The sequence below is a fragment of the Bacillus sp. V3-13 genome, assembly GCF_002860165.1.
Taxonomy (GTDB): domain Bacteria; phylum Bacillota; class Bacilli; order Bacillales; family Cytobacillaceae; genus Bacillus_BJ.
Map to the genome: position 1 here is coordinate 22,434 of NZ_PGUZ01000044.1, position 15,628 is coordinate 38,061.

Here is a 15,628-nt window from a genome sequence, read left to right on the forward strand (position 1 = left end):
GTCTTGCGATGAAGTCTATACCGCTAACTAAATTTTGCAACTCCCATTCATTTTCATCTTCAACAACAATCTTTAACAGAGTCTTTGTTTTAAATTTAATTTCCTGCAGACAAGTTTATTTTGTATCAAAGTTAAATTAATCGGCCACACGTAATAAATCTAATATCGTTTTCTTATCGATATTTTTCTTAAGGACTAACCCATTTAACAATATCGTCATTAAAATAATTGTGACTGCCAGGAAAAAGTGCGCTAGATAATAGCTAATAGGGTGAACAAAGCCAAAGAACACTACCGACACAGAAATAACTAAAGTACTTATCAGCAGGGCAACACTAAAATAAACTATTCCCTCATAGTTTAAGAAATATAGAACCTTCTTTTTACTCATTCCAAGTGAAAGATAAACTCCCCATTGCCATTTTTGAATTAAAAACTTCCCAAAAATAATTAGAAAGATACTAATAGAAGAAAATAGTATGGAAATAAGAAAGGTTAACTTACCTAATACACCTACAAGAGAAGAAATTTTTGTATCATCTTTCTTAAATTCAGATATATTTTGATAAAGGCTGCCAGGGATTGGAGCAACCAGCTCTTTCGTTAATAAATCGACTTTTTCTAAATCTTGATTGGATATAGATTCATCTAAATAGACAATGATATCTTTATACCCTGTTAACATGTTATTTTTTATTGCGGTTCTTTCATCAAGAAGGATTGTAATTTCTCCATTGTTCTCCAAGGTTAAACTATCATCAATATACCTCCTATATGGTTCTGTGATGATATTATCAATTTCGAATTGCCATTCCTTTACAGTAAGACTTTTAACACTTTGGGATAATTTGATAAATGTTAGATTGTCATTAACGAGCTCATTAAACTGTTTATCATTTATTTCATTGGGAATAAACATTAATACTTTATTTTCAAAGTTGTTATAATCTGCTCTATCTTTAAAGTAGGAATTTACAATACTATCATATTCCTCTTTATTAACTAATACATACTTAACGTTTGGTAGGGGCTTAGCACCAGGTTTAGCTTTTTCAAAAGATAAAGGTCTTTTTTCCGTTTCAATAGGTTGGAACTCTTCTATCCAAGAATTAAAAAATGGAGTGAGTTGTTCAGGGTTTAATACGGGATGCACGTCATCCATAAATGGTACTTTCTCTATATACTTGACTCCTGGTGCAGCTGCTAACCCAGCAACCTCCTTTGGCGAAAAAGCTAACTCTTTTTCTTTTAATACATTAAAATTGTTAATGGTTTTATATGCATAAGCTTTTTGAGAGACAAGATGATAATCATTCTGAGCATCCCAAATTCCAACCGATTCCTTCTCTAAAAAGTTTGAGAAAAAAATGGTTAAAATTGCAAGGCATAAAGAAAGTATACTCCGCAGCATTCCAGCAGGTGACTTAAATAATTGAATTAAGAGTTGTTTTACATAAAAAGAACGACTGTTAGATATTAATTTATCATACTGTGGTTGCGAGAACTTGAAGCCTCGAACCAGACCTATTACAGAATTTCCTCTATTTCTCAGTATAGGGCGACAAGCCTCAATATAAACAAGTATAAATAATGCCAATAACCAAACCATGCAAATAATGAAAAAAGGTAGCATATCTGAATAGTTTAGTAAGCCTTGATCATATGTAAATTCAATAATCAAAAAATGTGAACCTATAATCATGGGAAGGGATAATATTATGCCACAAATGAAAGTGAGAAAACATTGTATGAAGGCCATTTTTAACAAAGCTACATTGGTAAATCCAATAGCTTTATATATACCAACTTTTTTCTGCTGGTCAATATAAAAATACGAAAATAGACTATTTATACAAATAAAGGACAGGGCGAAAATGATTATTTGAAAAATGGTTGAGACAACAGATATAGTATCATAATCAATTAAACCTATATAAAATAGCCTGTCGTTTATGAATCCTCTATAGTTATTTTCATAAACTAGGTCATTCATTTTCTCTTCGGCTTTTTCAATATTACCTGATAACTTAACTAAGTAATTATTGCTTGTTTGATTATTCTGCTGTCTTACAAAAATGTTTGGAAAGTCATTTATCCCCTTTTTTACACCAATAGGAGCACTCCATTGGGCTGAATAATCATGAATTATGCCTACTAAGGTATACTCCATCGGTTTATCAAGGATAGTTAAAGTTCTTTTTTCTCCAATTTCCCATTCTTTATCTATTTTTGATAGATAATATGCTTCTATGGCAAGTTCATTGTTTTTAGCTGGCAATCTTCCTTTTATCAAATCTAAATGTCCTAGCTTTAAAGCTGTTTCATCCATCCAACCAACAGTTGCTATTTGATTATTTCCTTCGAGCGGTAAAGAAGCAGTAATGGCAAATTCCCCAACTAGAGCAGAACCAGTTTTTAGTTGATCTTTAGCTTTATCTACTTCTAATAATACTCCTGAATGTTCACCATACTTTTGATATGATTCAAACAGTAAACTACTTTTTATTGAATGAGTGGCTGAAAAAATAGAAATGATGGCCGTAAGAGATAGTGCAATTACTAGCACTATTATAAAGAACCATTTCTTTCTATGTATGAGAGTGTCAATAGTTAATTTAATCATTCTTTTTGTCCGCCTTTAGTAAACCATCGGCCATAGTATAAAGGTTATGAGGCTGTTTTATGAGCTGCTTTTCATGAGTAACGATGACGAGCGCAGTATTATTTAGATAGCTATAATTTATTAATAGGTTGACTATTTGTTGACTAGTATCTTCATCTAGGTTTCCAGTAGGTTCGTCTGCAAAAAGAATAGAAGGTTTAGAAACGAGTGCTCTTGCTATTGCAACTCTTTGTTGCTCACCTCCTGATAAATAAGAAGGTTTTTTGCTAAGATGGGGCACAATGCCTACCTGTTCAGCTAATTCTTCAACCACAACATCTTTATTTTTCTGCTTCGAAAAATGAAGAGGAAGGCCAATATTCTCACGAATTGTAAGCTCAGGTATTAAGTGGAACGACTGAAATACAAAACCGAAATACTGGCCTCTAATCATAGCTTGCTCTGAATCAGCTAAATCATATATTGAGCGATTCTCAAAAAAGACCTTGCCGGAACTGGGAAATTCCATACCACCCAATATACTTAGCAAGGTCGATTTTCCAGAACCACTTTTTCCTTCAATGACATGAATACTTCCTTTATTAATAGATATTGAAGTTGGTTTTAAAACGCTTTTATTTCCATTCCCTTCATAAACTTTATGAACACTTTCTGCTCTTAATATCTTGCTATTCAAAAATTGCACCTTCTTTTATATTATTTTAGTATAATCCAATTATATTTAAAAAATTTTTGTTATTCAATAAATTTAGAAAAATACTTGAAATTATTTACCAGAGATGGTAGTATATGGATTGGTAATATATTTACAAAAAGAGAGGAAGATGATGGATGAAAAAATCTATTAAAAACACAACAATAGCTGCAGCTGTTTTAATTCCAACTTTAACTGTAGCTATTAGTGCAAGTGCTTACAGCAAGGGATACACTTTTGATATGGCAGCTGCAGTCTATGGATCTACTAATTTTGCTTTAGAGAATAAGACTACTAAAACAACAGCTAACGCAAATACATATTGGGCCAGCGGGGATGTAAAATCTACTAAGTCCCAGTATCAGGTTCATCTTGCTAGGCCATTAAAAACTTATGTAGCTCCGAAAATGACTGCTAATGGATTCACCTACACAGAATCATTTGGCACAGTAACTAAAAACGATTATAATGTAAATGTTTATAAGTCTTCTGCAGGCGATCAAGGCGATAGAGTAAAGGGTAGTGGAACAATTAATCAATAATTCATAAAAAACAAGTCCAATTAGGACTTGTTTTTTTGAGAAATCTAAAAGTATGATAATTTAATTTCTTCTGGGAGGCTCTTAATGAAGTTTATTTTCGATATTTCGCTTTTTCTTGTACTTCCTTCTATAGTGGTTTACTGTTTCCTTCGAGTCATATTTCTTAAGAAGTATCCATTAGATTTTTTTAAAGAAATAATTAGAGTATTGTTCATTTCTTATATTATATTTTTAGTATATTTCGTTTGGCTTATGCCTACTGCAATCTTTGAAACAATACGATATAATTTTGTTCCATTTTCAACCATATTGATGTATGTTAACGAAATATTGAATGGAAATATAGGGATTGGAGCTAGAAATTTATTTGGTAACATACTATTAACCTTCCCTTTTGGAGTATTTATTTATTTAACTTTTGGAAGGTGTCGTCGCATTTATATCTTTTGCGTTGCCTTATGTATTCCGATTGTAATAGAACTTGGCCAGTTAATTTTCCATTTAGCAGGTAAAGGGACAAGATCCATTGATATTGATGATATAATATTAAATGCTTTAGGTATCTTTATAGGTTATATCACAATGATGGTAGGATTACGGTTACTTAATATTCATAACAATAGAGTATAAGCTACAGGGTTTATTATCTATTATTTATTTCTTGCTCATCATTGGCCCACTTAACAAGAATAAAGGGGAATGATAAACGTATCCCATTATTCTTTGTTTATTTGATTTCTTCTCCATTCCTAATTGTTTAGCAGCTTGCTGAGGCTTTTCTTGTCCGGGTTGGAATACAATGCTGCAGTAGTTGTAGAAGAAGTGTCCCAGCTGTCTCATGGGGCTGTCCAGAAAGTCAGTTTTCACTGACTTTCTGGACAGCCCCTTCGTTCATTTCGTGTTTTTACCTTTTATAAAAACAAGGGCCAAACCAATAATAACTACTAAAACTAATATAATTATAGTAAATATAGGGAGTTCGTCGCTCCAAGATAACGTTCCTTCTTTTAAAGTCATATACGATACTGATTTCTTTATAGTGTTTGATACATCATGTATAGTATATACGTATGATTCCCGTTAAAATGGCCTGCACTAAAATAAAAATTCCGACTAGTCGATTCAAATTCATCAGCTTCTCTCCCTGTTTGTTTGCATTTATGGCAAATCATGCACTTTAAAATTATCATATATTTCAAAAAGATCTATTGCTTTTTTCTCAATTTATGAAACAACAGAGTTGGGAGAAACTGTTTTTCGAGAGTTTTCCTTATATTTCGCCATTATGCTGACCGGGAGAAAGAGATTAAAAATACCGCAGTATTATGGACTGCGGTTAGAGTTAAGTCTTATAAAAAATCTTTTTCATGACAATTATTTATTCAAATATAAATCTTGTACCTTAAAGGCGCAATACTGTCTTCAATTTTATTATTTTCGAAGCTGATTTCAATGATTTATAGCGCAGCAAGTAAATTCCAAATCCAATCAATAACCAGACAGTTCCCGTAAGAAACCCGGAACGGCCAATTGGCAGCAGTAAACTCAGACTAATCATCAGTGCCAATCCAGGAATGACTGGATAGAAAGGTACTAAAAATTGATTTTCCCGTTGTTCCCTGGTTGTTTTTCTCCGTGAGATAAAAAAAGCGATCATGGTAAAGATAAACGTAAGTAAGTATAAAAATCCGGTAGCGTTTACCGCAATATTTACCGAACTTATGAGTGTAAACAAAACTTGAATAGCAACTCCCAATAAGATAGCCCAAACCGGAGTCTGAAAGCGGGGATGGATATAGCTGATTTGCTTCGGCAAGAGACCATTGCGGCCCATCGCAAAGGCGGTTCTTGAAATTGAAATGATGAAGGCGTTCGCTGTTGCCGGCAATGCAATGACAATAATGATACTGACCAACTTCGGTCCGAAGTCTCCTAAAAATTGTTGTCCTGCTAACGCGGCCGGCACTTTTGACAATCCGAGCTCCTGCCACGGTACGACTCCAATTGAAACGAACAACAGACCGGAATACAGAATAAGCACGATGACAATTGATGAAAAAATAGCCTTTGGAATCGTTTTGCGAGGATCCTTCATCTCTTCACCTGCATCGACGATCACATCCCATCCGACCATCGACAGAAAACCGACGAGAGAAGCAGTCAGGATTCCCTCAAACCCGGTTGGTGCGAACGGCGTATACAACGAATAATCTACATGCCCAACACCGAGTGCAAAGAATGCGATCAGTATAACAATTTCAACCAAGACAATGCCAATCTGCACCATACCACTGAACTTAATTCCTAATATATTTAGGATCCCTAAACCAAGCAGCAGTACGATTGCACTTACTGATGGCGGGAATCCCGTTAAGGAATGCAAATAGTTTCCGAAACCGAGAGAAACAAAGCTGCTTGCGGCAAGCCATGCCCCCCAATAAGCCCAGCCAATTATCGTACCAACGAAGTCCCCCATCGTTTCTCTGACATATACATAAGCCCCGCCTGCTCTTGGGTATCTTGATGCCAACTCGGCATAACATAATCCAAGCAGTATTTCGAGGACTGCAGCCACAACAAATGAAATCATCACGGCCGGCCCTGCTTTTCCGGCTGCTACCCCGCTGAGAATAAAAATGCCTGCACCTACCATCGCCCCTATTCCAAGCGAAGTTGCTTCTTTCCATCCCAATTCTCTTTTTAACTTCATCGCTCTTTCCCTCCGTTTCCCTTAGCCCGCACGTATTCTAAAACCAGTTCTGTATTATTCTTTTATCCTGTATTAATTTAGCATGGTAAAATGGTAGGGATAAGGGCCAATTATCGGCGATTTTTATGGAACCAATTTTTCAAAAAGGGGAATAAGCATGGTTTGGATACCGATCGACCGCTCATTAGATATACCTTTAATACGGCAGATTTACGAACAAATTCGCACAAGAATCTTAAATGGGGAGCTTACCGCCGGGGATTGCCTTCCCTCTACCCGTGAACTATCTGCCAATCTGGGGACATCCCGGAATGTGGTAGTCGAAGCATATGAGCAATTGTTGGCGGAAGGATTCATTGAAGGACGCCAGGGCTCCGGCACATATGTCGCCCAAGGGGCATTTTTAGCTCAAAACCGGCAAAGCGAATTTTTTGAAAGTCAACAAACAAAAGAAGAAACGAATGATTACATTGATTTTCGGTCAGGTCTCCCTGCTTTGGATATGTTTCCAAGACATGTATGGGGCCAACTCGCTAAACAAGTCTCTTTAGAAACACCGCCAGCAATATTCGGTTATGGATATCCCGAAGGCCGTTCCGAGCTGCGTAATATTCTGTCCCTTTACCTTCAGAGAACAAGAGGGGTTCATTGTCGTCCGGAGCAATTAGTCATTACTTCCGGAGCAACACAAGCTTTGTCGCTTATCGCCAACCTGCTTCTGTCAACGGGCGATGAAGTGATCATTGAAGACCCAATTACACATGAAATCCAAACGATATTTTCTTCCCCGGGATCTGTACTCTATCCAATTCCTGTTGACGAACAAGGGATGAAAACAGACTTAATTCCCATAACCAAAAAACCTAAATTCGTTTTTGTCACGCCATCCCACCAATTTCCGCTTGGCGGGACATTATCTATTCAACGCCGGATTCAGTTAATTCAGTTTGCCAGAATGGCTGATTGCTATATTGTTGAAGATGATTATGACAGCGAATTTCGTTACCATGGGGCACCGATTAAGTCCCTTCAAGGCCTTGACCCGGAAAGGGTTGTTTATATTGGAACATTCAGCAAGATACTGTCACCAGCCCTTAGATTGGGATATTTAATCCTTCCGCCTGCTTTAACAGAACGAGTCAAAGATTTGAAGTGGTTCACCGACCTGCATACCCCTTCATTAGATCAGCTAACCCTGGCACGCTTCATAGATGAAAGGCATTTGGAACGACATATAAGAAAAATGAAAAAGGTCTATAAAAAACGTCACGATCATCTAAAAAAATGTTTGGTAAAAGAATTCGGCACTCAAGTAAAGGTTTCCGGTGATTCAACAGGCCTCCATTTAATTGCTGAATTTCCGAATATCGAGTTTTCAAGTCAGAAGGTGAACGAAATAATGAAAGAGTATAAGGTTAAAATCTATCCAGTCGAACTCCACACGATTCGAAAAAGCACCCATCAAAATAAAGTAATCTTAGGTTATGGCAATTTAACGCTGGAGGAAATTGAAGAAGGCATCGACAGGCTAAGCAAAGCAATATTTAATGTTTAAACTATACATCCCGAACTCAGCCTCCCTCCAATTCAACTTGTTCAAGCTAAGCGAAGACAAGTCTTTATTTTATTAATCAAACGTTTGTTTAAATTAGACATGCAACGATAAGCTGATAACACGCTTTTAAAATATAATTCCTGGATTTAAAGAGGGTGTCCCAAACTTTCGGGACACCCTCTCACTATATGCTATATTATTGCCACCACCAAGATTGGGCACCATATGGATACTCAACGCGGCTGTCCAAATGAGCAAAGCTGCTTTCATTATAAATACCGCTGAATCCACACGTTTTAGCAATATTTTTCACTGTTGTGCTCGATACACCAGAAATAGCGACGTCCGCAGCAATGCCATACATATGCTGGCTATTGGACGCTCCGCCCACATTGCTATTATGCGAAATACTGCGGAATCCAGAATTAATCGTGACCGGCTTATTCCCAGCCTTCACGCGAAGAGCTTCAAGCTTGTACATCAAGCGGCGAACATTTTCCTTTACCGTCGCTGCCGATACTTTTCCGCCATTAAAACCACTTCCGTCCTTTGAATAAAACTCACTATAGTTAAAATTCTTAGTGCCTGTTGAACTTTCAAGCGCATTTAGCTTCGCCTGGGTGCTCGGTCCGACAATACCATCTGCAGTCAACCCGTAAGCCCGTTGAAATCTTTTCACAGCTGCGGTTGTACCGGGGCCAAACTGACCGTCGACAGCAACATAGGTTTGTGATGCGGAATCTGCTGCCCAACCGGCAACGCGGATTTGCAGCTCCTTAACGTCTTCACCACTGGACCCTTCTCTCAGAGTCCGGTCCCAAGAATAAGCCTCGGCATCGGGTGCTGCCAGCAAGGATAAACCCAACCCAAGGAAAAGAGTAAACCAAAATACTTGAAAGAATCTTGCGTGGTTTTTAGTCATTTCTATCAATCTCCTATCTACTATTATTTTTCAGATCAATCCAAATCTCTAACAGATCAAAGGCTGATGAAATAGGATAACAGGGAGATATCCAGCTGTTGAACTTTTCTGTTCACAAAGACTTAATTCACCGACAAGAGTTTCAGAGGATACTAAGCATTGACTTTTCAACTTAGCTCACTTTTCGGTACGTTTTACCACCCCTCAAATTTATTGTTTTTCCATTTATGTATTTTTCATCTAGAAGTATTTTAAATATTAACAATATTCCCTTAATTTGTATACGAGTCGAAATTCCTCTTTTTTTATCGTAAAATTTTTAAAAAAGTTATTTTTTGGTACTTTAGCCGCATTAAAGCAACAAAAAAAGACAACCTAACGGGCGGTTGTCTTCTTCGTTCTAGTCATTAAAAAAGATAAGCTAAGTTACCACTGGAATGGTATCCGCTTATCTTTTTAATAAATATTTTTATTTATAGTCGGCAACGGCCCTTTCTGGATCAGCCGGCCCTTCATGTGCGAGTGCATCAAAAACAAACGTAAAGGCATTCGGGTCATAGGTGATGCCCTGGTGCTCAATTTGATCCAATGGATAGTAGTCTTGCAAGGTAATATTTTTCACTTGTTTCGATGGTCCGCTCAGAAACGATGAAGTATATGGGACAACGACCTCATCGTTACTGGTGGCAACTACAGTATAAGATACTGTGCCAGGCGTTTCATCACCTGCATTAAGTTTCCCAAGAAAGTCGGACCCAGTTTGCTGCTGGTTGCAGGCAGCACATGAAGCGAGCCCTGAACCTAACGATGTTAAGCCCGAAAGACCGGCAACCCCCGTTGTTCCATGATTGGATGGAACGAGTCCGATAAGGTCTTCAACTTTTTTGGAACCGCCAAGATATTTAATATAATAGCGCGGCATCATCCCGCCCTGGCTGTGCCCTACAATGGATACTTTTTTCGCACCAGTAAGCTTCAATACATTATCGATAAAGCTATCGAGCTCTGCTGCCGAATCCTCAATTGGACCCGATGCGGGGCCGGCGTTGCTGAATCCATAATTCAATGAATAAACGCAGTAGCCTTTTGCAGCTAATAATGGTGAAAGGTTGGCCCAATTTCTTTCCATCGTCTCAAACGTTCCCGGCACAAGGATGATCGGTTCAGGATGGTCAGCATCAGGACGGCATGTTGGGTCATTTGCCCCCGGAGGCGGCGGTCCCTGCTCGGCCAGGAATCCACCCGGAGGGAGAGTTGCCGCTTCCTTCGTAGTTCCACTGCTGGAGATAGGGATTGTAACCGCTACCAAAAATAAAAAAACAGACACTAAAAGTTTTTTCAATATGAACTCCTCCCGCTCTAATAGAAATTTTTTAATGGCTTTGCTTTATAGAAAAAAAGACGCACAAAAACACCCTAATTAAAATAGGAATTTTTCGTGAGTCTCCATTCTCTCCATCAGTTATTAACTTTTATTGATATAAATTTATGCGAACGTTATCATTTTTTGCGTACGAATAAAGGATGGTGTTTATTCTATATCCAAACTGGACTTGTCTTAAACCATCTGACCAGGGATAAGCAGTGCCTACCTTTCTCCTCCTTTACTGATAATAACTCCGCACGCTTGTCGTTTGCCTGCATCACCTGTTTTCATGGTTTCTTCATCTGGACCGGGCTGTCCCTCAACTTGATAACGGTCCGGGATATTGCCAAAGTTATCTGGTTTCTCGTGGATCATCACAGCTAGTTCGTTCTCCATCAATTGGTCCATCGTTAAACGGTCAAAAACCGCAGAATACTCGGCAGTACCGTCTTCATTGACATAAAGGGAAGGCATGTCCCCAGCATGGCCGGAATGCATTTTGTTATCTGGATTAAAGTGCCCTCCCGCTGTCGTGAAAGGGCCTTCTGCTGCATCAGGTTCACATACGCCTTTTTCGTGAATATGGAAACCATGATGACCGGGCTCTAACCCTTTCATGCTCGCTTCAATCAGAATATGATCATCATGCTCCGAAAAATGAACCGTGCCAACGGTTTTATTATTCACATCTTTCACTTCCGCTTTGGCTTCAGGTTCTTTCTGCTCAGCTGATCCTACATCCTGTTCAGTTGTTTCAGCTTTGCTTTTTTCATCATTTGAATTCTCCCCGGCGCCACACCCAATCAATAACAGAACTGCAAACACCGGCAAAAGCGATTTTATCCAGCATTTGATCATGATTCTGCTCCTCTCTGCTTGTTATATTTCCCCTATTATTACTTCCACCTATTTTAAGAGCTAAACCAATAAAATTAAGATATCGAAATAATCTAAATAATCTTTAACATTTCTAATAAATCTACTTAATATTTTTTTTCTATTATAAAAAGCGAGGTTCATCAATCATTCAAAAAACGGAGGTAGAAATGATGAAAAAAAGAAAAATAGTTGCTCCATTATTGAGTTTAGCTGTTTTATTTCCATCAGCCTCAAATGTATTTGCTCACCCTAACAAACCTGTTGCAGTACAAAAGGTGGAGTTTGTTGGAATGGAAGCTCCTGATACTGATCAAGAACGTTCAACGATGTACAGCGACGCATCTGTTCTCGTTACTTACAAAAATGGTGCTCAAAAGACTCTCCCGCTCGAATATAAATCATTGTTCCGGCCTGGAGAAATCATTAACGGCAAAACAGCAGGTGCAGCCTATGACGTAAACGGAAAGATGATTATGAGCCCGGAAGGTAAACCATATGTATCTACTTCACCAGACAGCAATACCCTCCTTAAAGTAAATGGAAAGTTATACTTGGTCAACCACTATGAAGGTATGCCATCAAATAATATCGGAAACATGCCCAAATCGATGGTTTTAAATACGGTTGAACAAAATAGGAAAACCGGAGAACTGACCGTAACAGATATGAAACCGATTGATTTTTCTGCTGACGGCGGAATTTGGACGCCTTGTGCCGGATCCCTGTCTCCATGGAACACCCATTTGGGCAGCGAAGAATATGAACCGGATGCAAGAGCCCACGAAGCAAATCCTGAAAAATCTTCGGTTACTCAATTTGCCCGTAATTATTATCAAGATAATACAATTATTGGAAACCCATACCTCTACGGTCACCTACCAGAGGTAAAAGTTAATCCAAACGGAACAGCGAAAGCCGTTAAACATTATAGTATGGGACGCCTTTCGTTCGAAAATGTAAAAGTGGCACCGGATAACCGTACGGTTTACTATGGCGATGACGGCGCATATACAATGTCATTTATGTATGTCGCAGACAAAGAACGAAATTTATCTTCAGGCACGCTGTATGCGGCAAAATGGATTCAAACAGGTGAACAAAACGGTGGTTCTGCTGATTTACAATGGATCAAATTAGGCCATGCAACCGACGCAGAAATCAAAAAATTAGCTCAAACAGTCAAGTTCAGCGACATCTTTGAAACCACTACCGATGTGGCCAACGCCAAAGCAAATGGATTTACAAGGGTGAAAGCTGGCGGAAGAGATGAATGGTTAAAATTAAAGCCCGGCATGGAAAAAGCAGCTGCATTTTTGGAATCCCGCCGTTATGGTGCGCTGTTAGGAGCAACCTCGGAATTTAACAAAATGGAAACAGTCGAACTTAACAAGGCCGATAACAAGATGTACATGACTATGTCAACAATCGCCGGTGGAATGACAGCCAACCCGAATGATCCTGTCGATGATATTCATGTTTCTAAAATCAATGCCGGCGGAATTTATGAGATGTCGTTGGCCAGAGGCCAAAAGGATCGCGATGGCAATAAGATTAACAGCAAATATGTAGCAAATAAAATCACCGGATTAGTACTGGGAGAAGATCTTCCTGCCAAGGATGCCGCCGGAAATTCAGCAAATCCTGAAAAAATTGCAAATCCTGACAATATTGTTTTCTCTGAAAAAATGAGAACATTATTTATTGCCGAAGATAGCGGCATGCATCACAACAATTACGGATGGGCTTATAATGTTGATACCAAGAAGCTTTCCCGTGTTGTCTCCGCTCCTGATGGGGGAGAAGTTACAGGTATACAAGCGATTGATAACTTAAATGGATTTGCGTACCTGATGGTCGGTTCACAAAATCCAGGAAATGTAGGTTATTTATCAGGCTTACCTTCCGTTGCAGGGAATGGAGACGATGATAGAGACGATGACGATGACAGAGATGATGATTACGGTGATAGAGATGACGACGATGATAATGATAATAACAATGACCAAAATGGGAACAATGATGACTAAGACGATAACAAATAACAAGAAAAGGATCGTTGGATAGTATCCAACGATCCTTTTCTTTGATAATATTAATTATTCAATCAACACAAAATAAAACCCTTTATCTCACGAATATAACCCAGTGAATGAAAATGATTTAAATCAGTTAATACTGATACTAGTGCGGGATAGGGTTTATTCGTTCTTTTTAAAAAAACATACGATCTTGGAGGGTAAACGGTGAGTCAACAAAATAAAAACAATTGGCAGGACCTCAGAATTAGCCTGCTTCAATTTGCCTTAAATATAGCATTAATTTTACTCGCCATTAGTTTATGCGCTTTGCTTGGAAAGGAAATTATCTTTTTCATTCAAGTTTCTATTTTTAATCCAGAGCTTAAGATTCATTATGAACTTCTCGAACGCATCTTGAACTTTTTTTTATACTTCGAATTCATTGCCATGATTGTTAAATATTTTAAAGAAGATTACCACTTTCCAATTCGGTATTTTCTTTATATTGGAATTACCGCGATGATACGCTTAATTATTGTCTATCATGAAAATCCCGTTAATACGCTTTTGTACTCTTTTTCCATCCTGGTGTTAATTATCAGTTTTTATATTATGAATTCTTCGACGGCGAGAAAGGGAAAATTATAATTTTTGATACTAATTAAAAACCCGGCGTGAACCGGGCTTCTTGCATTAATGTTCGTTTCCTCCAGTGTGAGGAGATGGAGGTTCCTCAATGGGTACATGTTGTGGCGGCTCCGGGTAATTCCGCTTCTCCGGGTCTTCGGGACCGGTGAAATCACCTCTTTGATTTGTATATTTCCGTTCAATTCTTTTTGGCATGGTTTTCACCCCCTTTTTATAGGATGGATGAAATTTCACGCCTCATAACAGGTAATTTCTAATTATGGAACCAACGAGATCAATAACCAGTTGATAAAGATCGATGATGATAATAATCCGAGAAGGTGAAAAATAAGCTCTAAAAAGCCCTTTTTGGAGAAATTAGAGCAAATTCGATCGAATAATCGGAATTGACATTACAAATAATTACAATTTCGACTGTTTATTTCCAAAATATTACTTATTTGAGAGTCGACTCAGAATAATTAAGCGGAAAACGAATGGATTTAAGCGAAAATTGCCTTGATTTAAGCGAAAAAATCAAGAATTAAGCGAAAACCAGCTTTATTTAAGCGAAACCATTATATGTATCGATCAGACCATATTTCAAGTACTGTTATGTGAATGTCTTGAAAAAAGGGACCTAACTTTAAGGCTCCTTTTTATTTCCACAGATTCTATAGGCTCCATTAATTCTAACAGATTACCCATTTATAGAACTAACTAAGATCATAAAAATTTTCAAATTGATAAATGAGAAAAGAATAATTAAAATGATAATTGACTCTCACGTTACGTGATACTTTATAGTGATGATTGAAGGGAGATCAATACGATGGCAATGCGGGTAAAAGAAGTTGCAGATTTGGTTGGCATCAGCGTGCGCACACTGCATCATTATGATGAAATTGGTTTGTTAACGCCTGCGGAGACAACTGAGGCAGGCTACCGCCTTTACTCCGATGATAATCTCCAAATGCTGCAACAAATTTTATTTTTTAAGGAACTCGGTTTCCCTTTAAAGAAAATTAAAGACATTATCAATAGTCCGTCATTTGACCGACAAGAAGCGCTGGAGTTACATCGAAAAATGTTGCTTGAGAAACGGGATCGGCTGAATAAAATGATTGCGACGATTGATAAAACCATTCAACACTCGAAAGGAGAGATCCAAATGACAAACGAGGAAAAATTTGAAGGCTTTGACTTTAGTCATAATCCGTATGAACAAGAAGCACGTGAACGCTGGGGAGACGCGGCGGTCGACAATGCAAACGCCAAACTGGGGAACATCTCAAAAGCTGAACAAGAAGCAATGTCGCAAAACATGTCTGCGATTTATACGAAGCTTGCAGCCCTTCGCAACGAATCACCTGCATCAGAGGAATCGCAAGCAGCGATTAAAGAATGGTATGATTTGTTGAATAAGATTGGAAATTACTCACTTGATGCTTTCAAGGGACTCGGGCAATTGTACGTTGATGATGAACGCTTTACGAAAAGTATCGATAAATTTGGTGAAGGCTTAGCGCAGTTTATGCGAGACGCGATGGCAGTCTATGCGGATAAAAACAGAAAATGATCCAACAATGCAGGGCATTGCCCTGCATTTATTTATGCCTCTTGCTTCTCCTCCATGTTTCATAGATGTCTCCAGATTAGCGTTAGAATACATCCTGGTTTAGAGCAAAGACT

Annotated in this window: 13 protein-coding genes; 6 read left to right on the plus strand and 7 right to left on the minus strand. The window is 38.1% G+C overall.

Annotation, left to right across the window (positions count from 1 at the left end):
- Positions 1–136 precede the first annotated feature (136 nt).
- Together CU633_RS16305 and CU633_RS16310 are read right to left on the minus strand one after the other, a co-directional pair.
- The gene (locus CU633_RS16305) at positions 137–2,623 is read right to left on the minus strand and encodes an FtsX-like permease family protein (RefSeq protein WP_101661650.1); all 2,487 of its coding nucleotides are present in this window, start codon (positions 2,621–2,623) and stop codon (positions 137–139) included.
- Positions 2,616–3,299, minus strand: a complete 684-nt coding sequence (locus CU633_RS16310) for an ABC transporter ATP-binding protein (protein ID WP_180955001.1) — start codon at positions 3,297–3,299, stop codon at positions 2,616–2,618. Before CU633_RS16310 ends, CU633_RS16305 begins: the two co-directional genes overlap by 8 nt.
- A 155-nt stretch (positions 3,300–3,454) precedes the next feature.
- On the opposite strand from CU633_RS16310, the gene CU633_RS16315 reads away from it, so the two are divergent.
- Positions 3,455–3,859 (plus strand): hypothetical protein, encoded by a 405-nt coding sequence (locus tag CU633_RS16315; RefSeq protein ID WP_101661652.1) that lies wholly within the window; start codon positions 3,455–3,457, stop codon positions 3,857–3,859.
- A gap of 84 nt (positions 3,860–3,943) precedes the next feature.
- A complete protein-coding gene (locus CU633_RS16320; protein ID WP_101661653.1) occupies positions 3,944–4,489 on the plus strand; it encodes a VanZ family protein in 546 nt (181 codons plus the stop codon).
- Positions 4,490–5,261: 772 nt separating this feature from the next.
- Here the strand turns inward: CU633_RS16320 and CU633_RS16325 are convergent.
- On the minus strand, positions 5,262–6,569 hold the full coding sequence (locus tag CU633_RS16325; protein ID WP_101661654.1) for an APC family permease: 1,308 nt from the start codon (positions 6,567–6,569) through the stop codon (positions 5,262–5,264).
- 157 nt (positions 6,570–6,726) lie between these two features.
- Between CU633_RS16325 and pdxR the strand changes: the two genes are divergently transcribed.
- A complete protein-coding gene (gene pdxR, locus CU633_RS16330) occupies positions 6,727–8,124 on the plus strand; it encodes a MocR-like pyridoxine biosynthesis transcription factor PdxR (RefSeq protein WP_101661655.1) in 1,398 nt (465 codons plus the stop codon).
- Positions 8,125–8,320: 196 nt separating this feature from the next.
- On the opposite strand, the gene CU633_RS23560 is transcribed toward pdxR, so the two are convergent.
- The 3 genes from CU633_RS23560 to CU633_RS16345 all read right to left on the minus strand — a co-directional run bounded on the left by CU633_RS23560 (position 8,321) and on the right by CU633_RS16345 (position 11,270).
- Entirely contained in the window at positions 8,321–9,046 is a 726-nt protein-coding gene (locus CU633_RS23560) for a D-Ala-D-Ala carboxypeptidase family metallohydrolase (RefSeq protein WP_101661656.1), read from the minus strand.
- Positions 9,047–9,515: 469 nt separating this feature from the next.
- The gene (locus CU633_RS16340; RefSeq protein WP_101661657.1) at positions 9,516–10,388 is read right to left on the minus strand and encodes an esterase/lipase family protein; all 873 of its coding nucleotides are present in this window, start codon (positions 10,386–10,388) and stop codon (positions 9,516–9,518) included.
- A gap of 246 nt (positions 10,389–10,634) precedes the next feature.
- Positions 10,635–11,270, minus strand: a complete 636-nt coding sequence (locus CU633_RS16345) for a superoxide dismutase family protein (protein WP_101661658.1) — start codon at positions 11,268–11,270, stop codon at positions 10,635–10,637.
- A 191-nt stretch (positions 11,271–11,461) separates the two neighbouring features.
- Here CU633_RS16345 and CU633_RS16350 point away from each other — a divergent pair, with 191 nt between their 5' ends.
- Positions 11,462–13,318: a PhoX family protein gene (locus tag CU633_RS16350; protein WP_101661659.1), complete on the plus strand. Its 1,857-nt coding sequence runs from the start codon at positions 11,462–11,464 to the stop codon at positions 13,316–13,318.
- A gap of 216 nt (positions 13,319–13,534) precedes the next feature.
- Positions 13,535–13,957 (plus strand): phosphate-starvation-inducible protein PsiE, encoded by a 423-nt coding sequence (psiE, locus tag CU633_RS16355; protein ID WP_101661660.1) that lies wholly within the window; start codon positions 13,535–13,537, stop codon positions 13,955–13,957.
- A 45-nt stretch (positions 13,958–14,002) separates the two neighbouring features.
- On the opposite strand, the gene CU633_RS22940 is transcribed toward psiE, so the two are convergent.
- Positions 14,003–14,152: a hypothetical protein gene (locus tag CU633_RS22940; protein ID WP_180955002.1), complete on the minus strand. Its 150-nt coding sequence runs from the start codon at positions 14,150–14,152 to the stop codon at positions 14,003–14,005.
- 616 nt (positions 14,153–14,768) lie between these two features.
- Between CU633_RS22940 and CU633_RS16360 the strand changes: the two genes are divergently transcribed.
- A complete protein-coding gene (locus tag CU633_RS16360) occupies positions 14,769–15,515 on the plus strand; it encodes a MerR family transcriptional regulator (RefSeq protein WP_101661661.1) in 747 nt (248 codons plus the stop codon).
- Positions 15,516–15,628: the final 113 nt, after the last annotated feature.

Excerpts from the sequence above, each read along its gene's own strand:
- CU633_RS16305 (WP_101661650.1), bottom strand. The coding sequence starts at position 2,623 with ATGATTAAATTAACTATTGACACTCTCATACATAGAAAGAAATGGTTC.
- CU633_RS16315 (WP_101661652.1), top strand. The coding sequence starts at position 3,455 with ATGAAAAAATCTATTAAAAACACAACAATAGCTGCAGCTGTTTTAATT.
- CU633_RS16320 (WP_101661653.1), top strand. The coding sequence starts at position 3,944 with ATGAAGTTTATTTTCGATATTTCGCTTTTTCTTGTACTTCCTTCTATA.
- CU633_RS16325 (WP_101661654.1), bottom strand. The coding sequence starts at position 6,569 with ATGAAGTTAAAAAGAGAATTGGGATGGAAAGAAGCAACTTCGCTTGGA.
- pdxR (WP_101661655.1), top strand. The coding sequence starts at position 6,727 with ATGGTTTGGATACCGATCGACCGCTCATTAGATATACCTTTAATACGG.
- CU633_RS23560 (WP_101661656.1), bottom strand. The coding sequence starts at position 9,046 with ATGACTAAAAACCACGCAAGATTCTTTCAAGTATTTTGGTTTACTCTT.
- CU633_RS16345 (WP_101661658.1), bottom strand. The coding sequence starts at position 11,270 with ATGATCAAATGCTGGATAAAATCGCTTTTGCCGGTGTTTGCAGTTCTG.
- CU633_RS16350 (WP_101661659.1), top strand. The coding sequence starts at position 11,462 with ATGAAAAAAAGAAAAATAGTTGCTCCATTATTGAGTTTAGCTGTTTTA.
- CU633_RS22940 (WP_180955002.1), bottom strand. The coding sequence starts at position 14,152 with ATGCCAAAAAGAATTGAACGGAAATATACAAATCAAAGAGGTGATTTC.
- CU633_RS16360 (WP_101661661.1), top strand. The coding sequence starts at position 14,769 with ATGGCAATGCGGGTAAAAGAAGTTGCAGATTTGGTTGGCATCAGCGTG.